The 23,256-nt window shown below is 70.6% G+C and carries 18 protein-coding genes; 2 read left to right on the plus strand and 16 right to left on the minus strand.

Annotated features, from left to right (window positions below):
- Positions 1 to 77: 77 nt before the first annotated feature.
- The 4 genes from EIZ62_RS11055 to EIZ62_RS11075 form a co-directional block, all read right to left on the minus strand.
- On the minus strand, positions 78 to 2,033 hold the full coding sequence (locus EIZ62_RS11055; protein ID WP_208827879.1) for a peptidoglycan binding domain-containing protein: 1,956 nt from the start codon (positions 2,031 to 2,033) through the stop codon (positions 78 to 80).
- A 142-nt stretch (positions 2,034 to 2,175) separates the two neighbouring features.
- Positions 2,176 to 2,556, minus strand: coding sequence for a DUF6113 family protein (locus EIZ62_RS11065; protein ID WP_156692539.1), 381 nt, complete (start codon positions 2,554 to 2,556; stop codon positions 2,176 to 2,178).
- Positions 2,553 to 3,437, minus strand: a complete 885-nt coding sequence (gene mshB, locus EIZ62_RS11070) for an N-acetyl-1-D-myo-inositol-2-amino-2-deoxy-alpha-D-glucopyranoside deacetylase (protein ID WP_156692540.1) — start codon at positions 3,435 to 3,437, stop codon at positions 2,553 to 2,555. The genes EIZ62_RS11065 and mshB overlap by 4 nt, the downstream gene beginning before the upstream one ends.
- Before the next feature lie 23 nt (positions 3,438 to 3,460).
- A complete protein-coding gene (locus EIZ62_RS11075) occupies positions 3,461 to 3,655 on the minus strand; it encodes a DUF2304 family protein (RefSeq protein ID WP_064068275.1) in 195 nt (64 codons plus the stop codon).
- Between the two features lie 156 nt (positions 3,656 to 3,811).
- Between EIZ62_RS11075 and EIZ62_RS11080 the strand changes: the two genes are divergently transcribed.
- Complete coding sequence (locus EIZ62_RS11080; RefSeq protein WP_156692541.1) at positions 3,812 to 5,941, plus strand: S9 family peptidase; 2,130 nt, start codon at positions 3,812 to 3,814, stop codon at positions 5,939 to 5,941.
- Positions 5,942 to 5,984: 43 nt separating this feature from the next.
- Here EIZ62_RS11080 and EIZ62_RS11085 read toward each other — a convergent pair whose 3' ends face one another.
- The 12 genes from EIZ62_RS11085 to EIZ62_RS11140 form a co-directional block, all read right to left on the minus strand.
- Complete coding sequence (locus EIZ62_RS11085) at positions 5,985 to 7,019, minus strand: ABC transporter ATP-binding protein (protein WP_156692542.1); 1,035 nt, start codon at positions 7,017 to 7,019, stop codon at positions 5,985 to 5,987.
- On the minus strand, positions 7,003 to 7,986 hold the full coding sequence (locus tag EIZ62_RS11090) for an ABC transporter ATP-binding protein (RefSeq protein ID WP_156692543.1): 984 nt from the start codon (positions 7,984 to 7,986) through the stop codon (positions 7,003 to 7,005). The genes EIZ62_RS11085 and EIZ62_RS11090 overlap by 17 nt, the downstream gene beginning before the upstream one ends.
- Before the next feature lie 7 nt (positions 7,987 to 7,993).
- On the minus strand, positions 7,994 to 8,953 hold the full coding sequence (locus EIZ62_RS11095; protein ID WP_156692544.1) for an ABC transporter permease: 960 nt from the start codon (positions 8,951 to 8,953) through the stop codon (positions 7,994 to 7,996).
- The gene (locus EIZ62_RS11100; protein WP_156692545.1) at positions 8,946 to 9,869 is read right to left on the minus strand and encodes an ABC transporter permease; all 924 of its coding nucleotides are present in this window, start codon (positions 9,867 to 9,869) and stop codon (positions 8,946 to 8,948) included. The genes EIZ62_RS11095 and EIZ62_RS11100 overlap by 8 nt, the downstream gene beginning before the upstream one ends.
- Before the next feature lie 24 nt (positions 9,870 to 9,893).
- Positions 9,894 to 11,516: a peptide ABC transporter substrate-binding protein gene (locus EIZ62_RS11105; protein WP_156692546.1), complete on the minus strand. Its 1,623-nt coding sequence runs from the start codon at positions 11,514 to 11,516 to the stop codon at positions 9,894 to 9,896.
- A 246-nt stretch (positions 11,517 to 11,762) separates the two neighbouring features.
- Positions 11,763 to 12,911 carry an ABC transporter ATP-binding protein gene (locus EIZ62_RS11110; RefSeq protein WP_156692547.1) on the minus strand — a complete coding sequence of 383 codons (1,149 nt, stop codon included), beginning with the start codon at positions 12,909 to 12,911 and terminating at the stop codon, positions 11,763 to 11,765.
- Positions 12,904 to 13,956 (minus strand): ABC transporter ATP-binding protein, encoded by a 1,053-nt coding sequence (locus tag EIZ62_RS11115; RefSeq protein WP_156692548.1) that lies wholly within the window; start codon positions 13,954 to 13,956, stop codon positions 12,904 to 12,906. The genes EIZ62_RS11110 and EIZ62_RS11115 overlap by 8 nt, the downstream gene beginning before the upstream one ends.
- An 11-nt stretch (positions 13,957 to 13,967) precedes the next feature.
- Complete coding sequence (locus EIZ62_RS11120) at positions 13,968 to 14,918, minus strand: ABC transporter permease (RefSeq protein ID WP_156692549.1); 951 nt, start codon at positions 14,916 to 14,918, stop codon at positions 13,968 to 13,970.
- Positions 14,911 to 15,834, minus strand: coding sequence for an ABC transporter permease (locus EIZ62_RS11125; RefSeq protein WP_156692550.1), 924 nt, complete (start codon positions 15,832 to 15,834; stop codon positions 14,911 to 14,913). The genes EIZ62_RS11120 and EIZ62_RS11125 overlap by 8 nt, the downstream gene beginning before the upstream one ends.
- A gap of 157 nt (positions 15,835 to 15,991) precedes the next feature.
- Positions 15,992 to 17,611: a peptide ABC transporter substrate-binding protein gene (locus EIZ62_RS11130; protein ID WP_156692551.1), complete on the minus strand. Its 1,620-nt coding sequence runs from the start codon at positions 17,609 to 17,611 to the stop codon at positions 15,992 to 15,994.
- Between the two features lie 549 nt (positions 17,612 to 18,160).
- The gene (gene typA, locus EIZ62_RS11135) at positions 18,161 to 20,068 is read right to left on the minus strand and encodes a translational GTPase TypA (RefSeq protein ID WP_156692552.1); all 1,908 of its coding nucleotides are present in this window, start codon (positions 20,066 to 20,068) and stop codon (positions 18,161 to 18,163) included.
- 289 nt (positions 20,069 to 20,357) lie between these two features.
- Positions 20,358 to 22,697, minus strand: a complete 2,340-nt coding sequence (locus EIZ62_RS11140; protein ID WP_156692553.1) for an ABC transporter family substrate-binding protein — start codon at positions 22,695 to 22,697, stop codon at positions 20,358 to 20,360.
- A 243-nt stretch (positions 22,698 to 22,940) separates the two neighbouring features.
- On the opposite strand from EIZ62_RS11140, the gene EIZ62_RS11145 reads away from it, so the two are divergent.
- Positions 22,941 to 23,171: a hypothetical protein gene (locus EIZ62_RS11145; RefSeq protein ID WP_156692554.1), complete on the plus strand. Its 231-nt coding sequence runs from the start codon at positions 22,941 to 22,943 to the stop codon at positions 23,169 to 23,171.
- Positions 23,172 to 23,256 lie beyond the last annotated feature (85 nt).

The following is a 23,256-nucleotide window of genomic DNA, read 5'->3' on the forward strand; positions in this document are numbered from 1 at the left end:
GCATGCCGGAGGCGCCGGGATTGAACCCGAAAGGCCCCCGTCCCTCAGGGGTGCGGGGGCCGGTCGCGGGGCCGGGGTCAGCCCTGCGGGTTGAGCTCGATCGTCTCGGTGCGCTCGGCGGGGGTCTTGCCGCGCAGGGCCGTCTGCATCGCGTGGGCCACGTCGTCGGCGGAGAGCTGGTGCTGCTTGCCGTCGCCCTTGGTGATCGTGATGCCGTCGAAGACGCCGTCGAGGAGTTCGTCGATCGCCTTCTTGTCGTAGACCTCGATCAGGCGGCCGTTGATCGGCTTCATGGACAGGATCTTCGGCAGGGACCGGTCGGGGCCGAACTGGATCTCCTTGCCCCCGGCCCGGATGGTGATGAGGCCGGACATCGCGGGCTCGGCGAACTCCTTCATCGCCCGGTCCAGTTCGGCCTGGGTGATGGTGGGTTCCCTGGTGGCGACGGGCAGTTCGACCGGGTTCGTCCGGCCGGTCTCGACCTGGGCGCGGTAGGCGTCCCGTACCGAGATCATGGAGCGCTGGACGTCGAGCGCCTTGCCCGCCTTGCCGGGTACGGCGACGGGCTCGCCCGGCTCGAACCTGATGGTGCCCTCGGTGACCGAGCCGGAGGTGCCGGCCAGGTCGGTCAGGGCGACGCCCAGCTTCTCCTCGTCGACCGGGATGACCGGCTGGGCGACCCGCTCGCCGCCGAAGAGCGAGCCGATCACGGAGACCGGGTTGTAGTCGGCGCCCGCGGCGGCGCGGACGGTCTCCTGGGCGTCCAGGGACAGGCCGGCCTTGTCCGGGGCGAGCTGCACCTTCTTGCCGCCCACGTCGAGCTGGAGCGGGGCCGACGCGTGGTCGCCGAAGGCGGTTTCGAGCTTCTGGACCGCCTGCTCCTTGGTGCCGCCGCCGATGTCGACGCCGAGGACGGTGGTGCCCTTGGGGACTTCGGAGTGGTTGAGGAGCAGACCGGCGCCGTAGGCGACCCCCGTCAGCGCGACCACCGCCACGCCGAGCAGGACCAGCTTGGAGCGGCCCTTCTTCTGCGGCCGGGCGGCCGCCGCCGGGGCGGGCGCGGGAGCCGGGGCGGGGGGCGCGGGGGGCGCCGCGGCGGGCTCGGGGTCCTCGTACCCCGAGGGGTCCGGGTAGCCCGCGGGGCCGCGGTCGGCGGCGACCTGGGCCGGGCCCGAGACCGGGAACGGCGAGGCGGCCCGGTGCTCCGGCGTGACCACCGGGATGCCGCTGGTGAGCGTGTCGCCCGAGACGTGCCCGCCGGGCGGCGGGCCCTGGTCGTACGACGGCTCGAAGTCCGGCTCCGGCGCGGGCTGCTGGGGCGTCAGTACGGCGGTGTCGTCGGACATCCACGGCACGGCGCCCATGCCGCCGGTCACCGGCCCGGTCGTCGGACCGCTGGGCTGCGCGGGGCCGGTCCCGTACGCCGGGCCGTTCCCGGGCGCCGGGCGGCCGGGGGCCCCCGTGTCGGCCGCGAGATCGGCGAGGGAGCTGTGCGGGCGCGGGGCGTCGGCCCGCGGGGCGGGCGCGGGCACGGAGGGCGCCGCACCGGCCGGCGGACCGGCGGCGGGCGCCGGGGCGGGTGCGGGGGCCGGGGGCTTGCGGGGGGCGAACCAGTCGCTGGTCGGCTTCTCGTCCGCCGGGGCCGCGGCGGCGGCCGGGGCCGGCGGCTCCTGCGCGGGCTTCGGCGCCTCGGCGGCGGGCCGGCGCTCCGCGGCGGGCCGGGGTGCTGGGGCGGCACCCGCGTCGGTCCCGGCGGCGGAAGCGGCGCCGTCCGTCTCGGTCACCGGCTTGCGCACGACGACCGGCGGGATCGGCCGCGAGCCCGGGATGTTGATCCGGATGCGGGTGGTCAGCGTGGTCTCGGTCCTGGGCTCGTCCGGCTCGGCGGCGGCTCCGGCGCCTTCCTCGGTCGCGTCCTGCGTCGGGTGCAGCGACGGATACTGGCGCGATCCGTACGGCGGTGTCCCCGAGGGGTACGCGGCTCCGCCGCGCCCCTGGGGGCCGGAGGACGAACTGTCAGTTTCACGACTCAAAGCAGGTTCTCCCGGTTGGCTCCGCCGCCCGCTCTTACACGTGCGGGCGCTCGGCGGCGCGCACCACCATACTGGCCACCGCCGCCGGGTATCCCACGACCGGGCGAACCCGATCGGTCATTCCGGCCCAAGTCAGGGCACGTCACATGCCGGGTGACCCGGTTCGGCCGTCCCGATGCGGGAGCCGCGGGATCGTGGCGCACATCACAGCGACGACCATGCCGCCGAGGACATACACCAGCTCGGCGACACCGCCCCAGAACAGCTGGTCGCCCTCCGGCCGGCCGAGGCTCAGCAGGACCACGGCGACGAGCCAGCCGCCGCCCGGGACGAGCACGCCCACCTGGGTGCCCGTCGCCCGCATCCCGCCGTAGAAGAGTCCCGCGCACGCGGTGAGCGCCAGCAGCAACCCGCCCGGGAACCAGGCCGATTGCACCAGTGCCCCGGCGAGGCCGACCACGATCCCGAGCAGGAAGAGACCCGCGTAACCGGCGACGCGCCCGGCCTGCGCGGTGCCGCTCATGACGTCACCCCGGCGAACAGGTCGTCCTCCCGCCGGCCGGCCGGGGCGCCCGGCTCGCCCTGGACCAACTGGTAGTACTCCGTGGCGAACACGGGCTGGCCCAGACCGTTGGAGAGGGCGAAGAAGTCCCCCTCGACGGCGATCTGCGTGGCGTGGGCGCGCATCGCGGCCACCTTCCGTTCCGCGTGTGCGGCGCCGCCGATCTCGGTCGTGACCAGCTCGTCGTCGACGACGCCCGGCACGTCGCCGACGGTGCCCGCCCGCGGGAACACGTTCGCCGCGCGCAGCCGGGCGAAGCCCTCTTCGGCGACGCTGCGCGGCACCCGGTTCCAGTAGGTCTTGGCGATCCGGTGGGGGGCGCCCAGGTCGCGGCGGAAGGCCGGCTCGGCGGCCAGTTCGGCGGCGCGCACGGCGACGCGGTGGGCCTGGATGTGGTCGGGGTGGCCGTAGCCGCCGTCCGGGTCGTACGTCACCAGGACCTGGGGGCGGACGGACCGGATGATCTCGACCAGGTGGGTGGCGGCGTCGTCCACGTCCGTGTTCCAGAAGGCGCCGTCGCGGTGGTTCTGCTCGGCGCCCATCATCCCGGAGTCGCGGTAGCGGCCGGGCCCGCCCAGGAAGCGGTGGTCGGTGACGCCCAGCTCCTTCATCGCGTCGGCCAGTTCGCCGACGCGATGGGGTCCGAGCCGGTCCTCCCGGTCGGGCGCCAGGTGGGCGAGGGCGGGCGGGATGACCTCGCCCTCCTCGCCGCGTGTGCAGGTCACCAGGGTGACCAGGGCACCCTCGGCCGCGTACCTGGCCATGGTGGTGCCGTTGTTGATCGACTCGTCGTCGGGGTGCGCGTGCACCAGGAGCAGACGACGGGCGGGGAGTTCCGTCATACGGACACCCTAGAACGTGGCGCCTAGAACTTGAGGCCGCCGATCATGCCCGCCACGTTGGTGGTCAGCTCGCTGATGGTCGGGGCGATGGAGGAGCTCGCCAGGTAGAAGCCGAGCAGCATGCAGACGACCGCGTGGCCGGCCTTCAGGCCGGACTTCCGGATCAGCAGGAAGACGACGATCGCCAGCAGCACCACCGCCGAAATCGAGAGTGCCACGGCGGTTCACCTCCATACGTGTTCGTTCCGGACGGGCAGGGCGCACGTGCCGGAGGGTACATACCCACCCGGTGCTACGGATCATAACTATCCGTTCCCACGCATCGATCGGTGCACGGCAGCACATGGGGGCGCACGACCGCTAGTTTCGGTCGTATGACCTCCAGGCAACAGCTCTCATTCCCTCGCCAGTACGCACGGACTCAGCGCTACTCCCTTGGTGTTCCCCGGGCGTTCACCGTCTCTCCCGACGGCTCCCGGGTCGTCTTCCTCCGCTCCCCCTCCGGTACCGACAGAGCGAACCGGCTCTGGGTGCTGGACCTGGACGACGGCATGCGGGAGCGGGTCGCCGCCGACCCGGAGGCCCTGCTGGGCGGCGCGGAGGAGGAGTTGTCGCCCGAGGAGCGGGCGCGCCGGGAACGCAGCCGGGAAGGCGCGGGCGGCATCGTGGGGTACGCGGTGGACGGGGCCGTCGAGTTGGCGGCGTTCGCGCTGTCGGGGCGGCTGTTCGTGGCGGAGCTGCGGGCCGGGACGGCGCGGGAACTGCGCGTACCGGGACCGGTGATCGATCCGCGGCCCTCGCCGGACGGGCGGCTGGTCGCGTATGTGAACGGGGGCGCCCTGCGGGTGACGGACGCCGGTGGCGGGGGTGACGACCGGGCGCTGGCCGAGCCGGAGGGCGAGCACGTCACCTACGGGCTGGCGGAGTTCGTCGCGGCGGAGGAGATGGGCCGCTCGCGCGGGTTCTGGTGGTCGCCGGAGTCGGACCGGCTGCTGGTCGCGCGGGCGGACGACGCTCCCGTACAGCGCTGGTGGATCTCCGACCCGGCGCATCCGGACCGGGAGCCGGTGAAGGTGGCCTATCCGGCGGCGGGCACGGCCGACGCGGAGGTGTCGCTGTGTCTGCTGGGCCTGGACGGTACGCGTACGGAGGTCGAGTGGGACCGGGCGCGCTACCCGTACCTGGCGCGGGTGCACTGGTCCTCGGGCGGGGCGCCGCTGCTGCTGGTGCAGGCGCGTGACCAGCGCACCCAGCTGTACCTGGCGGTGGACCCGGCGACGGGGTCGACCCGGACGGTGCACGTCGACGAGGACCCGGACTGGCTGGAGCTGCTCGGCGGGGTGCCCGCGTGGGCGCCGGACGGGCGGCTGGTGCGGATCGCCGACGAGGGCGGGGCGCGGGTGCTGGCGGTCGGCGACCGGACGCTGACGGGCCCGCAGCTGCACCTGCGGGCGGTGCTGGACGTGGGCGAGAACGACGTGCTGGTGTCGGCGTCGGCGGGCGAGGAGGCCGCGGAGCCGGAAATTGGCGAGATTCATGTGTACCGGGTCAACGAGCTGGGCGTGGAACGCGTCTCGGACGGGCCCGGTGTGCACGCGGCGGTCCGGTCGGGCGCGGTGACGGTGCTGGCGTCGGCGCGGCCGGGTGAGCCGGGGACGACGGTGCGGGTGTTGCGGGAGGGCAAGCCGGTGGCGGAGGTGGTGTCGTACGCGGAGCGGCCGGGGCTGTCGCCGCGGCTGACGCTCACCGAGTCGGGTCCGCGGCGCATCCCGTGCGCGGTGCTGCTGCCCCGGGACCACCGGGAGGGCGACGGTCCGCTGCCGGTGCTGCTGGATCCGTACGGCGGGCCGCACGGGCAGCGGGTGGTGGCCGCGCACAATCCGCACCTGACGTCGCAGTGGTTCGCCGAGCAGGGGTTCGCGGTGGTGGTGGCGGACGGGCGGGGCGCGCCGGGGCGTTCGCCGGGCTGGGAGAAGGCCGTCAAGGACCGGCTGACGCTGACGCTGGACGACCAGATCGAGGCGCTGCACGGGCTGGCGGACCGGTTCCCGCTGGACCTGGGCCGGGTGGCGATGCGGGGCTGGTCGTTCGGCGGGTACCTGGCGGCGATGGCGGTGCTGCGGCGGCCGGACGTGTTCCACGCGGCGGTGGCGGGTGCGCCGATGTCGGACCTGCGGCTGTACGACACGCACTACATGGAGCGGTACCTGGGGCTGCCGGAGGAGGCGCCGGAGGTGTACGCGGCGAATTCGCTGATCACGGACGACGGTCTGTCGGCTCCGGAGAACCCGCACCGGCCGCTGATGATCATCCATGGATTGGCGGACGACAATGTGGTGGCGGCACACACGCTGCGGCTGTCGTCGGCGCTGCTGGCGGCGGGCCGCCCCCATGAGGTGCTGCCGCTGACGGGCGTGACGCATATGACGCCGCAGGAGCAGGTGGCCGAGAACCTGCTGCTGCTCCAGGTGGACTTCCTGAAGCGGTCGCTGGGCCTGGCGTAGGGAACGGTGACCGGCCCGGGGTGCCTGGCGCGCCCCGGCCGGGTCACCGCGGCGCGTCGCCGGGGACGACGTGGCGTTCCTCGGCGAAGTGGCAGGCGGAGTCGTGCCGGGCCGGGGTGTCCGTGTCGCGGAAGGCCGCCGGGACCGCGAGGAGCGGCACCTCCGTCGCGCACCGCTCGCGCGCCTTCCAGCAGCGGGTGCGGAAGCGGCAGCCGGAGGGGATGTCGGTGGGCGAGGGCACGTCGCCGGCCAGCAGGATCCGCTCGCGCTGCTCCCGGGCTTCGGGGTCGGGTACGGGGACCGCCGAGAGCAGTGCCTGGGTGTACGGGTGGGTGGGGTGGTCGTAGATCTCGCGGTCGGTGCCGGTCTCGACGATCCGGCCGAGGTACATCACGCCGACCCGGTCGGAGATGTGCCGGACGATCGACAGGTCGTGGGCGATGAACACGTAGCTGAGGCCGAACTCGTCCTGGAGCTTCTCCATCAGGTTGACGACCTGCGCCTGGACGGAGACGTCGAGGGCGGAGACGGGTTCGTCGGCGACGATGACCTCCGGCTGGAGGGCGAGGCCGCGGGCGATGCCGATGCGCTGGCGCTGGCCGCCGGAGAACTGGTGCGGGTAGCGGTTGATGTACTCGGGGTTGAGCCCGACGACGTCCAGCAGTTCCTGCACCTTGCGGCGCCGGTCGCCCTTGGGGGCCACCTCGGGGTGGATCTCGTACGGCTCGCCGATGATGTCGCCGACCGTCATCCGCGGGTTGAGCGAGGTGTACGGGTCCTGGAACACCATCTGGATGTTGCGGCGCACGGCCTTGAGCGCCCGGCCGGACAGCTTGGTGATGTCCTCGCCCTTGTAGAGGATCCGGCCGGACGTGGGCCGTTCCAGACTGACGAGCATCCTGGCGACGGTGGACTTGCCGCAGCCGGACTCGCCGACGATGCCGAGCGTCTCGCCGGGCCGGAGGGCGAAGGACACCCCGTCGACGGCCTTGACGGCGCCGATCTGCTTGCGGAAGAGGATGCCGCGGGTGAGCGGGTAGTGCTTGACGAGGTCGCGCACCTCAAGAAGAGGAGGCATCGAGCGTCTCCTCCCAGAAGTGGCAGGCGCTGCGCCGGTCGCCGGACACCTGGTACAGCGGCGGTTCGTCGGTCCGGCACACGTCGCGGGCGCGGGGGCAGCGGGGGTGGAAGGGGCAGCCGGGCGGGATGGCGGTCAGGTTCGGCGGGAGGCCCTTGATGGCGTACAGCTCGCGTCCCTTGTGGTCCAGGCGCGGGATGGAGTCGAGCAGGCCCTGGGTGTAGGGGTGGGCGGGCGCCTTGTAGATGTCGTGGACGGGCGCGGTCTCGACGATCCGCCCGGCGTACATCACGGCGATCCGGTCGGCGACGTCGGCGACGACGCCCAGGTCGTGGGTGATGAGGATGAGGCCCATGTCGAGTTCCCGCTGGAGCTCGGCGAGGAGTTCCATGACCTGCGCCTGGACGGTGACGTCGAGGGCGGTGGTGGGTTCGTCGGCGATGATGAGCGCCGGTTCCAGCGCCATCGCCATGGCGATCATGATGCGCTGGCGCATGCCGCCGGAGAACTGGTGCGGGTACTGGCCGACGCGCTCGCGGGCGGCGGGGATGCGGACGCGGTCCATCAGCTCGATCGCCTTGGCGCGGGCGTCCTTCCTGGACATGCCGCGGTGGACGGTGAACATCTCGCCGAGCTGGTCGCCGACGCTGAGGACGGGGTTGAGGGACGACAGCGCGTCCTGGAAGATCATCGCCATCTCGGCGCCGCGTACGGTGCGCCGGGCGTCCTCCTTGAGTTTCAGCAGGTCCCGGCCCTGGAAGAGGACTTCGCCGCCGGTGATCCGGCCGGGCGGCATGTCGAGGATTCCCATGACGGCCTGGGCGGTGACGGACTTGCCGGAGCCCGATTCGCCGAGCACGGCGAGCGTCTCGCCGGCGTCGACGGAGTACGTCACGCCGTTGACGGCCTTGGCGATCCCGTCACGGGTGCGGAACTCCACGTACAGGTCGCGCACTTCGAGCAGCATGGTGGACCTACCGCAGCTTGGGGTCGAGGGCGTCGCGCACCGCGTCGCCGAGCATGATGAACGCGAGGACGGTGATGCTCAGGGCGCCGGCCGGCCACAGCAGCATGTGCGGGGCGTTGCGGATCTGCGGGGCGGCGTTGGAGATGTCGATGCCCCAGGAGACGGTGGGCGGCCGCAGTCCGACGCCGAGGAACGACAGGGTCGCCTCCAGCGCGATGTACGTGCCGAGGGCGATGGTGGCGACGACGATGACGGGTGCGACGGCGTTGGGCGCCACGTGGCGCAGCAGCATCCGGCCGCTGCCGGCGCCGAGGGCGCGGGCGGCCTGGACGTAGTCGTTCTGCTTGGCGGTGATGACCGAGCCACGGGCGATACGGGCGAGCTGGGGCCAGCCGAGCAGCACGATGAAGCCGACGACGGGCCAGACGGTGGAGCTGGTGACGACGGACAGGAAGACCAGGCCGCCGAGGACGACGGGGATGCCGAAGAACACGTCGGCGATCCGGGACAGCAGCGCGTCCCACCAGCCGCCGTAGAAGCCGGCGAGCCCGCCGAGGAGGCTGCCGAGCAGGGCGGCGCCGAGGGTGGCGCAGACGCCGACGGTGATGGAGGCGCGCGCCCCGTACACGGTGCGGGTGTAGACGTCACAGCCCTGGGTGTCGTAGCCGAAGGGGTGGCCGGGGGCGGAGCCCTGTTGCGACTTGGACAGGTCGCAGCGGAGCGGGTCGGCGCTGGTGAGGATCTGCGGCCAGATCGCGATCAGGACGAGGAAGACGATCAGGGCGGCGGAGAGGAGGAAGACGGGGTTGCGGCGCAGCTGGTGCCAGGCGTCGGACCAGAGGCTGCGGGGCTTGCCGGTGGAGCCGCGCAGGGTCTCGGCCTCGCTCATGGCGAGGTCCATGGCGCCGCCCGCGCCGGTGGGGGCGACGGCCTCCTTGGGGTTCTCGTACGGGTCGGGCTCAGGCATAGCGGATCCTCGGGTCCAGGACCGCGTACAGCAGGTCGACGAGCAGGTTCGCCACCAGGAAGACGATCACGAGGATGGTCACGAAGCCGACGACGGTGGGGGCGTTGTTGCGCAGGATGCCCTGGTAGAGCTGGTAGCCGACGCCGTGAATGTTGAAGATGCGCTCGGTGACGATCGCGCCGCCCATGAGGGCGCCGATGTCGGCGCCGATGAAGGTGACGACCGGGATGAGGGAGTTGCGCAGCAGGTGGCGGGTGATGACCCGGCGGCGCGGCAGGCCCTTGGCGACGGCGGTGCGGACGTAGTCGGCGCGGACGTTCTCGGCGATGGAGGTGCGGCTGAGGCGGGTGACGTAGGCGAGGGAGACGAGGGCGAGGACGACGCCGGGGAGGATCAGTTCGTCGATGCGGGCGTCGGAGGAGACCGAGGGGCGTACCCAGCCCCAGGTGACGCCGAAGAGGAACTGGAGGAGGTAGCCGGAGACGAAGGTGGGGACGGAGATGACGACGAGGGTGAGGACGAGCAGGCCGGTGTCGAGAGGGCGGCCGCGCTTGAGGCCGCTGACGACGCCGAGGGTGATGCCGATGACGATCTCGATGACGATGGCGACGATGGTCAGCCGCAGGGTGACGGGGAAGGCGGAGGCCATCAGTTCGGTGACGGGCTGGCCGTTGAAGGCGGTGCCGAAGTCGCCCTGGAAGATGGCGCCCATGTAGAGGAGGTACTGCTTCCACAGCGGCTGGTCGAGGTGGAGGTCCGCGCGGATGCGGGCGGCGGTGGCGGGGTCGGGCGCCTTGTCGCCGAAGAGGGCCGCGACCGGGTCGCCGAGCGCGTACACCATGAGGAAGATGAGGAACGTGCTGCCGATGAACACCGGGATCATCTGGAGCAGCCGCCGGATCACATAGCGTCCCATGAGGGCTCCGGAGGATCGCTGGGGTCAGCTGACCTTGATCTGGTCGTAGACGGGGACGCTGAACTGGTTGAGGGTGACGTCGGAGAGCCGCTCGGAGTAGCCGGCGCTGCCGTTCTGGTACCAGAGGGGGATGGCCGGCATCTGTTCGGCGAGGATCTGCTCGGCGGCCTGGAAGTCCTTGACGGCGGCGGCCTGGTCGGCCTCGCTGTTGGCCTTGTCGACGAGGGCGTCGAACTCCTTGTCGCTGAACTTGCCGTAGTTGGAGGAGCCGCCGGTGTAGTAGAGCGGCTCCAGGAAGTTCTGGATGAGCGGGTAGTCGGCCTGCCAGCCGGAGCGGAACGGCCCGCTGAACTTGAAGGTGGTCTGCTGGTTGCGGAAGTCGGCGAAGGTGCCGATGGGGTTGACGGTGCAGACGGCGCCCTTGCCCAGCGCGTTGTTGACGCTGTTGCAGACGGCGTCCATCCAGGCGCGGTGGGAGCCGGTGTCGACGTTGGAGGTGAGCGTCACCTTGCCGCCGGGCAGGCCGCCGCCCTCCTCGATCAGCCGCTTGGCCTGGGCGGGGTCGTAACGGCAGGCGTCGCCGCAGATGTCCTTGTAGCCGCCGTCGGCGCCGAGGGCGGGTGAGGTCCAGTCCTTGGCGGGGGTGCGGGTGCCCTGGTAGATCTGCTTGGTGATCTCGTCGCGGTTGATCGCCATGGACAGGCCCCGGCGGACCTTCTCCATGCCCGCCTTGTTCCACTCGGGCCGGTAGAGCGGGAAGACGAGGGTCTGGATGATGAGGGCGGGCTGGTTGATGTAGCGGTCGCCCAGGTCGCTCTCGACGTTCTTCAGCTGCTGCGCGGGGACGTCGTCGACGAGGTCGAGGTTCCCGGCGATCAGGTCGGTGTAGGCGGTGTTGTTGTCGGTGTAGACGACGAGGTCGACGCCACCGTTCTGGGCCTTGTCCTCGCCGGTGTAGCCGTCCCAGCGGCGCAGTTTCATGCCGCTGCCGCGGGTGTAGGACTCGACGGTGTAGGGGCCGTTGCCGACGGGCTTGGCGAGCCAGGCGTCGTGGTCGGTGAAGAACGCCTGCGGCAGGGGCATGAACGCCTGGTAGCCGAGGGTCTCGGGCCAGGTGGAGAACTGTTCCTTCAGGGCGACGGTGAAGGTGCGGTCGTTCTTGACGACGAGCCCGCTCATGGTCCTGGCCTTGGCCGGACCGGAGGCGGGGTGGACGTCGTCGTAGCCGACGATGTCGCTGAAGAAGGGCGAGTTGGCCTGCTTGTTGTCGACGTGGGCGCCGTAGTTCCAGGCGTCGGTGAAGGACTTGGCCGTGACCGCCTCGCCGTTGCTGAACTTCCAGCCGGGCTTGAGCGTGACGGTGAAGTTCTTCGAGTCGGTGGTGGTGATGGACTCGGCGACCATGTCCTTGGCCTCGCCGGTCTTCGGGTCGTACTTCTTGAGGCCCCGGAAGAGCATGTCGAGGACCTTGCCGCCCTGGACCTCGTTGGTGTTGGCCGGCTCGATCGGATTCTGCGGGTCGCCCCAGGAGGAGCTGACGATCCCGTCGGCGCCCCCGGCACCGTTGCCGCCGCCGCAGGCGGTCGCCGCGAGGGCGACGGCCACCGCGCATGCGGCCCACTTGGCGTGCGTGGTGGCTCGGCGCATGGGTGCCTCCCGTGGGGTCCTCGGTCCGGTCCGGCCTAGGCCCACATATCACCGCATACCGGGTGATCGCGCACGTTGATCCGGGCCGTCCGGGCGCCGCACCACCCGCATGCGTGAGGTCACCGCACCACCCCGATGTACGAGTGGCACCCGCACCCTCGGCGTGCGGGGCGCCGCACCACCCGCACGCGTGAGGGCGCCCCGGGCCGTCACGGCCCGGGGCGCCCTCAGCTGCGTACCGGAGGGTCACGCCGCGTGGACGACGTCCTTCTCCTCGGCGAAGTGGCACGCCGACTCGTGCGCGGCCGGGCTGTCGGAGCCCTGGAAGCGCTCGGGGATCGCCAGCAGCGGCACCTCGGTGGCGCACTTGTCCTGCGCCTTCCAGCACCGGGTGCGGAAGCGGCAGCCGGACGGCGGGTTCGCCGGCGACGGCACGTCGCCGGTGAGGATGATCCGCTCCCGGCCCTCGCGGGCGTCCGGGTCGGGCACCGGGACCGCCGACAGCAGCGCCTGGGTGTAGGGGTGCGTCGGGTGGTCGTAGATCTGGGTGTCCGTGCCGACCTCGGCCATCTTGCCCAGGTACATCACGCCCACCCGGTCGGAGATGTGCCGGACGATCGACAGGTCGTGCGCGATGAAGAGGTAGGAGAGGTTGAACTCGTCCTGGAGCTTCTCCATCAGGTTGACGACCTGCGCCTGCACCGAGACGTCCAGCGCCGAGACCGGCTCGTCGCAGATGATGATCTCCGGGTTGAGGGCCAGGCCGCGGGCGATGCCGATGCGCTGGCGCTGGCCGCCGGAGAACTGGTGCGGGTAGCGGTTGATGTACTCGGGGTTCAGGCCGACGACGTCCAGCAGCTCCTGCACCTTGCGGCGCCGGTCGCCCTTCGGGGCCACCTCGGGGTGGATCTCGAAGGGCTCGCCGATGATGTCGCCGACCGTCATCCGCGGGTTCAGCGAGGTGTACGGGTCCTGGAACACCATCTGGATGTTGCGGCGGACCGCCTTCAGCGCCCGGCCGGACAGCTTGGTGATGTCCTGGCCCTTGTAGAAGATCTCGCCCGCGGTCGCCTTCTCCAGCATCATCAGCAGCTTGGCGACGGTGGACTTGCCACAGCCGGACTCGCCGACGATGCCGAGCGTCTCGCCCTGGTAGAGGTCGAAGGAGACCCCGTCCACGGCCTTGACCGCACCGACCTGCTTCTTGAACAGGATGCCCTGGGTCAGCGGGAAGTGCTTGACCAGGCCCCGCACCTGGAGGATCGGCTCGCCGCGCTCCACCGGGGCCTCGATGGCCGCGACGGAAGCCGTCTCGCTCGCCACGTCGACCGTCTCGACCTCGGTGACGTTCGGGGTCGCGTCCACGGCCTCGTCCTCTTTCCTGAGCTCAGCCATGGATCGTCTCCTTCCAGAAGTGGCACGCGCTGCCGCGGCCCGGCAGCTCGCCACCGTCCTGCTCGGTCACCGGCACCAGGGCCGGGATCTCCGTACGGCAGATGTCGTCCGCCTTGGGGCAGCGCGGGTTGAAGGCGCAGCCCGAGGGGATCTTCATCAGGTTGGGCGGCAGGCCCTTGATCGCGTACAGCTCCTGGCCCTTGAGGTCCAGGCGCGGGATGGAGTCGAGCAGGCCACGCGTGTACGGGTGCGCCGGGCGCTTGTACAGCTCGCCGACGGGGGCGTTCTCCACGATCCGGCCCGCGTACATCACCGCGATCTTGTCGGCGACGTCCGCGACCACACCCAGGTCGTGGGTGATGAGGATCATGCCCATGTTCTCCTCGCGCTGGAGCTCCGCGAGCAGGTCCATGACCTGGGCCTGGACGGTCACGTCGAGCGCGGTGGTCGGCTCGTCCGCGATGATCAGGTCCGGCTCCAGCGCCATCGCCATGGCGATCATGATGCGCTGGCGCATACCGCCGGAGAACTGGTGCGGGTAGTCGTTCACCCGCGCCGCGGCGGCCGGGATCTTCACCCGGTCCATCAGCTCGATCGCCTTGGCCTTGGCGTCCTTGCGGGACATGCCCAGGTGGACGCGGTACATCTCGCCGAGCTGGTAGCCGACGGTGAGCACCGGGTTCAGCGCGGAGAGCGCGTCCTGGAAGATCATCGCGATCCGGCGGCCGCGGATCTTGCGGCGCTCCTCGGCGGACATCTTGAGCATGTCCTCGCCGTGGAACAGGATCTCGCCCTTGGGGATCCGGCCGGGCGGCATGTCGAGGATGCCCATGATCGCCTGGGCGGTGACCGACTTGCCGGACCCGGACTCGCCGAGGACGGCGAGGGTCTCACCGGCGTCGACGCTGTAGCTCACGCCGTTGATGGCCTTGGCGACACCGTCGCGGGTGTGGAACTCCACGTGCAGGTCGCGCACTTCGAGGAGCGGGGCGTTCGGGGCGCTGGTGGCGCCGGACGCGCTCGTCTGCTTGTCGATGGTGGTCAACGTACGCCCTCCTAGCGCAGCTTGGGGTCGAGGGCGTCGCGCACTGCTTCGCCGAGCATGATGAACGCGAGGACCGTGATGCTCAGGAACAGCGACGGGAAGAGCACCATGTGCGGGGCGCTCAGGAAGCGGTCCTGGCCGTCACTGATCATCAGGCCCCAGGAGATGTTCGGGGCCTGGACACCGATGCCGAGGTACGAGAACGCCGCCTCGGCCGAGATGTACACGCCGAGGTTGATCGTGCTGACCACGATCACGGGGGCGAGCGCGTTCGGCAGGATGTGGCGCATCGCGATGCGCCAGCCGCCGGCGCCGAGCGCACGGGCGGCCATCACGTAGTCGTTCTGCTTGTTGGTGATCACCGAGCCGCGCATGATGCGGAACAGCTGCGGCCAGCCGAGCACGGCCATGATCAGCGAGACGGTGACGACGTTGCCGGAACCCAGCATCGCCAGCACGAGCAGACCGCCGAGCAGGGTCGGGATGGCGAACCAGATCTCGGTGAAGCGGGACACCAGGGCGTCCAGCCAGCCGCCGCGCAGACCGGCGACCATGCCGAGGACACCGCCGGCGAGCGTGGTCAGCACCGAGGTGAGGACACCGACGATGATCGAGTTGCGGGCGCCGTAGATCGTCCGGGCGTAGATGTCGCAGCCCTGGACGTCGTAGCCGAACCAGTGGGCGCCGCTGGGCGGGGTCACCGAGTTGGCCAGGTCGCAGAAGCCCTTGGAGTACGGGTCCTGGCTGGTGAACAGCTGCGGGAAGACCGCCATGACCAGCAGGAAGACGATCAGCACGGCGGAGACCAGGAACACCCAGTTGTGCATCAGGTCGCGACGCGCGTCGCTCCACATGCTGGCGACCCGCTCCGGCTTGTCCTCCTTGGTCCGCACGGGACCGCCGGGCGTGGCCGTCTTGACGGCCTCGCTCTCCTCAACGGTGGTGGAGGTGTTCTCAGGCATAGCGGATCCTCGGGTCGAGCACGGCGTAGAGCAGGTCCACGAGCAGGTTCGCGGCGATGTAGACGAGCACGAGCACGGTCACGATGCTGACGACGGTGGTGCCCTGACGCAGGTACACGGCCTGGTAGAGGGTGCCGCCGATGCCGGGGATGTTGAAGATGCGCTCGGTGATGATCGCGCCGCCCATCAGGGCGCCGAGGTCGACACCGAGGTACGTGACGATCGGGATCAGCGCGTTGCGCAGTCCGTGCCGGACGATCACGCGGGGACGGCTCAGGCCCTTGGCGGTGGCGGTGCGCACGTAGTCCGAGCGCATCGTCTCGATCATGCTGGTCCGGGTCAGTCTCGCGATGTACGCGAGGGACACCGAACCCAGCACCACGCCGGGGAGGATCAGGGTGGTGATGTCCTCGGCGTCGTAGGAGATCGGAACGAGCGCCCACTGCACGCCCAGCACCAGCTGGAGCACGTTGCCCAGGACGAACACCGGGATGGAGACCAGCAGGAGGGTCGAGAGCAGCACCAGGTTGTCGAGGAACTTGCCGCGGCCGAGCGCCGCGAAGACACCGGCGACGACGCCGACGACGGCCTCGACCAGGAAGGCGATACCGGCCAGTCTGAGCGTGACCGGGAAGGTCTCGCTCATGATCTCGGACACCTCGCGACCGGTGAAGTCGGTGCCGAAGTCGCCGGTCAGCACACCGGAGAGGTAGTACCAGTACCGCTGGTAGAGCGGGTCATTGAGGTGGTACTGCTCTCGCAGGATGGCTGCGATGTTCGGGTCTGCCTTCTTCTCGCCGGCCAGTGCCTGGATGGGGTCACCGGGCAGCAGGAAGACGAGGCAGTAGAGAAGTATTGTCGCGCCGAGCAGTACGGGTATCGCCTGCAGAAGACGCCTGATCACATAACGACCCATCAGGTCTCCAGTTGTACGGATACCGGGAGGGGCACACCAGCGGGCCCCGCCCCGGGTGAGGGGTAATCGACAACGGGACGGCAGAAGGGGGGTGACGGGGCGTAACCCCGTCACCCCCACTGCTGTCAGGGTCTCCGGGAGGAGACCCTCTCTACCGTCAGGCGGGGTTGACCGTGGTCCAGTCGATCTGGGTCATGTTGTCGATCCGCACGCCCGGCTTGAGGTTCTTGCTGAGGCCGGCGTTCAGCTTGTAGAAGTACACCGGCACGTACGGCATCTCCTTGAGGAGGATGTCGTCGGCCTGCTGGTACGCCTTGACCGCGGCGTCCTCGGTGGTCGCCGTGTCACCCTGGTCGAGGAGCTTCTCGACCTGCGGGTTGACGTAGCCCGAGTAGTTGGAGCCGTGCTCGATGGCGTCCTCGGAGAAGATCGGACGCAGGTAGTTCTCCGCGTGCGGGTAGTCCATGGACCACGCCAGGCGGAACGCGCCGCTGTACTTCTTGTCGCCGAGGTCGTTCAGGATGGCCTGGAACTGCTCGAACGGCTTGACCGTGACGGTCACACCGAGGTTCTTCTCGAGCTGGCCGGCGACGGCGGTGATCCACTCCTTGTGGCCGCCGTCGGCGTTGTAGCCGAGCTCCATCTTGTTGCCCGGCAGGCCGCCCGCGGCGTCGAACGCCTTCTTGGCGGCGGCGGGGTCGTAGTCGCACGCCGGGCCACAGGCGCCCTTGCGGTAGCCCGGGACCAGCGGGTTGATGAAGTCGTCCGCCGGCGTACGGGTGTTGACGAAGATCTTCTCGGTGATCGCCTTGCGGTCGATCGCCTGGGAGATGGCCTTGCGGATCTCCGGCTTGGCGTACGCCTTGTTGTACTTCAGCGGGAAGCCGATGTAGCCGACGCCCGAGTCGGTGCCCTGGATGTAACGGTCGCCCAGGTCCTTGGAGGCGGTCGTCATCGCGGACGTCGGGATGGTGTCCATGATGTCGACGCGGCCACCGAGCAGGTCACGGTAGGCGGTGTCCTGGCTGCTGTAGATCTTGAACGTGACGCCCGCGATCTTGAGCTGCTTGGCCTCGGGGTGCTTGTCGTACTTGACGGTCTTGATCTGCTGGTTGCGGACGAACTTGCCGTCCATCTTCAGCATGCCGTTGCCGATGGGCGCGGTCTCGAAGCCCTTGGGGTCCTTGAAGAAGGCCTTCGGCAGCGGGAAGAACGCGTTGAAGCCCAGCATGGTCTTGAAGGCGGAGAACGGCGCCGTGAGCGTGACCTCGAGGGTCTTCTCGTCGACGACCTTCAGGCCCTTCATCTTGTCGGTCGCGGGCTTCTTGCCCTCGCCCGGGTTCAGGTCGGCGTACCCGTCGATCTTGTTGTAGAGCGGGTTCGTCTCCTGCGTGTTCGCCTGGTTGGCACCGTAGTTCCAGGCGTCCGCGAAGGACTGCGCGGTGACGGGCTCACCGTTGTGGAACGTGTAGCCGTCCTTGAGCTTGATCGTCCAGACCTTGCTGTCCTTGGTCTCGATCGACGAAGCCAGGTCGAGCTGGGCCTCATTCTTCTCGTCGTACTTCACGAGGCCGGTGAACAGGGCGTTCATGACCTCGGAGCCCTCGGACTCGTACGTGTTCGACGGGATCAGACCGTTCTGGGGCTCGCCGAGCTCCATCACGACCTGACGGGCGCCCCCGCCCTTGCCTTCGCTACCGCCACCGCCACAAGCCGTGGCTGCCAGGGCGACGACTATCGCGCCCGCGACCCACTTGGCGCTCTTGGCACCGCGCATGGGTTCCTCCTCATGAGTCCACTTGTCACTACGAGAAGGGCACTTCGAAGTGGCATGCCGACACCCCTGACGGCGATGACCCAAGTGCCCCGAGTGTGCTCGTGAGTCGGCGCTCCCCACAGCGCGTGACCCATTGACCCGAGCTCAATGGAGCCAACTATTAAGTACGTCCGGGCCGTAAACCACACTTAAAGGGTCTCGTTTTGGCAACATCACCAAGGGGCCGAAGACCGAAATCCGGACAAAGCGAGCACAGACAGACACCCGCGAAACGGACCGTTAACACATGTTCCGGAGAGCGACGGTCGATATGCGGACGCTTCGGCAGGGAAAACACGTTGACGTGCGGCTCCCCCTCACCCCGGCGGGCGGCCCCCGCGGCCGGGGTCCGCGGGCGGGCCCGCCACCGGGCGGCGAAGGGCGCGGCCGCATGGAAAACTCCCCGCCGCGGAAGGGAATTACCCCTTCCAGGACGGGGAGTTGACGGCTCGGGAGCCGGGGCGGGCGGCCGGGGCCGGAGACCGGCCGTGGCTGCCGCCGCCGGGTGGGTCAGCCGTTCTTGGCGCGCGAGGCGGCGCGGGCGCGCTCACGCTGGTCCAGGTTCACCTTGCGGATGCGGACGGCCTCCGGGGTCACCTCGACGCACTCGTCGTCGCGGCAGAACTCCAGGGACTGCTCCAGCGACAGCTTGCGCGGCGGGACGATCGCCTCGAACGAGTCGGCCGACGACGACCGCATGTTCGTGAGCTTCTTCTCCTTGGTGATGTTGACGTCCATGTCGTCGGAGCGGGAGTTCTCGCCGACGATCATGCCCTCGTACACCTCGGTGCCCGGCTCGACGAAGAGCACGCCGCGCTCCTGGAGGTTGGTCATCGCGAAGGCGGTGACGGCGCCGGAGCGGTCGGCGACCAGCGAGCCGTTGTTGCGGGTCTGGAGCGTGCCGAACCACGGCTCGTGGCCCTCGTGGATGGAGTGCGCGATGCCCGTGCCGCGCGTCTGCGTCAGGAACTCCGTACGGAAGCCGATCAGGCCGCGGGAGGGCACCACGAACTCCATGCGGACCCAGCCGGAGCCGTGGTTCGACATGTTGTCCATGCGGCCCTTGCGGACGCCCATGAGCTGCGTTACGGCGCCCATGTGCTCCTCGGGCACGTCGACGGTCATGCGCTCGACCGGCTCGTGGACCTTGCCGTCGACCTCCTTGGTGACCACCTGCGGCTTGCCGATGGTCAGCTCGAAGCCCTCACGGCGCATCTGCTCGACCAGGATGGCCAGCGCCAGCTCGCCGCGGCCCTGCACCTCCCAGGCGTCGGGGCGCTCGGTGTCCAGGACGCGCAGCGAGACGTTACCGATCAGCTCGCGGTCGAGGCGGTCCTTGACCTGGCGGGCGGTGACCTTGCGGTCCTTGACGGCCGCCTTGTTGTCCGCGCCCTTGCCGGTGGCGCCCCGGCCGACCAGCGGCGAGGTGTTCGTACCGATGACCATGGAGATCGCGGGCTCGTCGACCGTGATCAGCGGCAGCGCGACCGGGTTCTCCGGGTCGGCCAGCGTCTCGCCGATCATGATGTCCGGGATGCCGGCCACGGCGCAGATGTCACCGGGGCCCGCCACCTCGGCCGGCTTGCGGGTGAGCGCCTCGGTCATCATCAGCTCGCTGATGCGGACGTTGGCGATGGTGCCGTCACGCTTGATCCACGCGACCGTCTGGCCCTTGCGCAGCTCGCCCTGCTCGACGCGGAGGAGCGCGATACGGCCGAGGAAGTTGTCGGCGTCCAGGTTGGTGACGTGGGCCTGGAGCGGGGCCTCCTCGTCGTACACCGGGGCCGGGATGTGCTCCAGGATCGTGGAGAAGAACGGTTCCAGGTTGGAGGAGTCGGCCGGGACGGTGCCGTCCTCCGGCTTGGTCAGCGAGGCGATGCCGTCACGGCCGCAGGCGTAGACGATCGGGAACTCGATCTGGTCCTCGTCCGCGTCCAGGTCCAGGAACAGGTCGTAGGTCTCGTTGACGACCTCGTCGATCCGGGAGTCCGGGCGGTCCGTCTTGTTGATGCACAGGATGACGGGCATCCGGCGCTGGAGGGCCTTGCGGAGCACGAAGCGGGTCTGCGGCAGCGGGCCCTCGGACGCGTCCACCAGCAGCACCACGCCGTCCACCATCGACAGGCCGCGCTCGACCTCGCCACCGAAGTCGGCGTGGCCGGGGGTGTCGATGATGTTGATGGTGATCGGGGCCCCGCCGTCCTTGGGGTGGTACTTCACCGCCGTGTTCTTGGCGAGGATCGTGATGCCCTTCTCACGCTCCAGGTCGTTCGAGTCCATCATGCGGTCGTCGACCGAGTCGAGCTGGTGGGCGGCGAAGGCGCCGGCCTGCTTGAGCATGGCGTCGACGATGGTCGTCTTGCCGTGGTCTACGTGGGCGACGATGGCTACGTTACGGATGTCGTGGCGCGTGGGCATGAGTGGCTTGCGCTTCTCTCGGATCGTGGGTGCGGCGTCTCTTTGTTCCTCGTACGCCCGCCGGGCGGACGCGCCACGGCTGTGTCCATGGTACGGGGCCGAGGCGCGCAAGGCTTCCCGGCCCGTCCGGAGAAGATCGAACAGGTGTTTAACGGAGGGTGCCGCGGTGGTGCGGGGTGGCGCTGGGGTGGGGTGGTGCGGTGGGTGGGCCCGGGTCATGGTCCGGACGTGAGCTTGCCCGCCGGTGACACCGGCGGGCAAGGGACTTGAGCGGATTCTGAGGTTGCCCTTACTTCCGCTGGAAGCCGATGTCCTCGTAGCGCGGGGTGGCGAATCCGAACGCCCCGGCGTTCACCACCGCGGGCTTCGCCGCCACCAGCTGCGGCCGCTGGTAGAGCGGGATGGAACCGGCCGCGGCCCAGATCCGGGCGTCGGCCTGCCGCACCAGGTCGCGGGCCGCCTTCTCGTCCAGCTCGGCGGCCGCCTGGTCGAAGAGCTGGTCGATGTGGTCGGTGCCGACCCGGGTGTAATTCTGCTCCACCAGCAGTGAGCCGTCGGCGGCGGGGCGGGGCTTGGCGAAGATGGGCCGTCCGTCGGTGGCGGGGTAGGCGGTGCCGGGCCAGGAGTAGAGGGCCAGGTCGTAGGCGCCGGAGGCGATGTGGTCCTTGAAGTAGCTGTCGTCCGGGACCTTGACGATCTCGGTGCCGATGCCGATCCGGCCGAGCATCGCGGAGATCTTGTCGCCGACGGTCCGCAGGGACGCGGAGTCCGCACCGGCGGGCAGGACGAAGCGGAGCGTCAGCGACTCGCCGTCCTTGCCGAGCGGGCCGGCGGCCGCGTCGCCCGCGGGGCCGGCCGGGGCGGCGGAGGAGGCCGGCGCGGGAGCGGCCGGGGCGGCGGTGCCGCGGGGGGCGTAGGCGCCGGGCGCGCCGCCGCCGTGGGCCTTGGGCTGGGCGGCGGTGCCGGTCTCGGAGTCGGCGCGGCTCCCGGCCTGCTCCTCGGCCTGGCGGTGGAGGGCGACGCCCTGGGCGGCGGCTGCCGGGGCGGGAGCGAGGACGTGGGTGCCCTCGGGGGCGTCGTTGCCGCCGATGGCGGGCCTGCCGCCGATGGCGGGCTTGTCGTCGCCCACGATGTAGAGGCCCTCGTCGGACGGTACGTCGTCGCTGCCGCCGTTCTTGCCGCCCGTGGCGGGCTGCTTCGCGGCGGACGGGTTCGCGGCGGGGGACGCCGAGGCGCCCGCCTTGGGGCCGGCCTTCGGGGCGGCGGGCTTGCGGGCCCCGCCGCGGGTCCAGCCCGCGTCGGCCAGCAGTTCCTGGGCCTCCTCGGTGTCCTCGCCGCCCAGGGCGCCGCTGCTGTCGGCGTACGCCGGCTGTCCGGCGAGCGCGAGGTGGCTGCCGACCGGGTGGGCGGGGAGCCCGAGCGGTTCCAGCACCGCCTCGGCGAGCTCCTGGCGGTTCAGCGCGCGGGCCACCGCCCGGCGCACCCGCTCGTCGGCGAGCGGGCCGCTCTCGCCGTTGAGGGCGAGCTGGGTGTAGGCGGGCTCCAGCGACGTGCGGACGACGTAGCCGCGCAGCGCCTTCTGCTGGGCCGCGTACACGGCGGCGCCCAGCCGGCTCCTGAGCCGCGCCTCGGCCGCGAGCCGGGCCTTCTCCTCCAGCCGCGCCCCGGCCGCGTCGGGGCCCGCGGCCGGTGACGCGGACGCGCCGTGCGCGGCCTTCTTCGCGGCGCGGGTGATCCGGTCGGCCGTGGCGGCGTCGACCTCCGCGAGGTCGACGGTGCCCGCGACGAGCGCGTCGGCGCGGGCGGCGCGCGGGACGGCGCGCAGGACGATCGAGTCGAGCTTGGCCGGCTGCCCCCACCAGCGCGGGTTGCGTTCGAGCGTCGCCGTGCCGCCGGCGGCGGCGTCGACGCCCTTGAACTGGAACGGGCCGGCCGAGGCGGCCAGCTTCGTGCGGGCACCGTCGTTGAAGGCGGCCGGGGTCGCCATCACGTCCTTGGGGTACAGCGGCGAGAACAGCGCGCGCCAGTCGGCGTACGGCTTGTCGTAGGTGACCCGGACCTCCAGGTCGCTCGCGCCGCGCTCGATCTTCTCGATGCGCTCGTAGCCGGCGTTGCGGGCGGTCCAGTAGGCGGCGTTCCTGCCGCTGAGGGCGCGCCACTGGGCGACGAAGTCGGCCGCGCCGATCTCGCGGCCGTCGCTCCACACCGCCTGCTGGTTGAGCTTGTAGAGGACGACCTGCTTGGGCTCGCGCTCGACGACCTCGGCGGACTCCAGGTAGTCGGGGTTGCGCTGGGGGCGGCCGCGGTCATCGAGGGTGAAGAGGGTGGGCAGGACGGCCTGGGTGATGCGGGTGGTGGTGGCGTCGGCGTCCGCCTGGAAGGCGTTGAGGGTGGTGGGCATGGCGTCGACCGCCCAGCGCAGGGTGCCGCCGTCGGCGACCTTGTCGCGGGCGGTGCCGGCGATGTCCTGCGGGACGGCCTCGGCCCGGCTCTCCGCCTCGGGGGAGTCACAGCCGCTCAGTACGGAGATGGCGAGTACGCCGGTGGTGAGGAGGACGGCGGACCGGAGCCTTCTGGAACGGGGGCCCCGGGAGCATGTCCTCCCCCGAGGGGTGCCGACGTGGGACATGGCTTATACCTCTTCGTCCTGTTTTGTGGAATTTAGAGATGATCACACCTATTGCCCATACACTGAAAACGACCGGGACGGCCCCGCGGCGGCGACACGGCGGCACGGCGCGCGAACACCACCCGTGCGGCCCAAGGCCCGGAAGAGTGGAATCCGTGCACATGGCTTCACAATGGGGGATGTGACGCGCGACACTCTCAGGCGCGTGTTTGCCACCCGCTATTGCGGAAGTGAGGGCAATTCATGTCACTCGAAGACGATCTGACCGAGGTCAAGCGCCGCCTCGAGGAGCTGGCCCGCTCGGTCATCCAGCTGGAACGGAACCTGGCGCGGCAGCGTGAGGGGACACCCGTACCGATGGGCGCCGGCCGGACCGACGGGCTGGTCACCATCTCGGACACGCCGTACGACAGCTCCCTGTGGACCGACTCGGACGACGAGGGCCTGGGCGCGCGGGACCGCCGAGCCCCCTGACGGGGGTGGCGGGTCAGGGCGGGCCGGCCGCCCCGCACCGGGGTCCGCGGGCCCGCGAGCGGGGCCGCCGCGCGCCACCGCCCGG

This window comes from Streptomyces ficellus (assembly GCF_009739905.1).
GTDB lineage: Bacteria > Actinomycetota > Actinomycetes > Streptomycetales > Streptomycetaceae > Streptomyces > Streptomyces ficellus_A.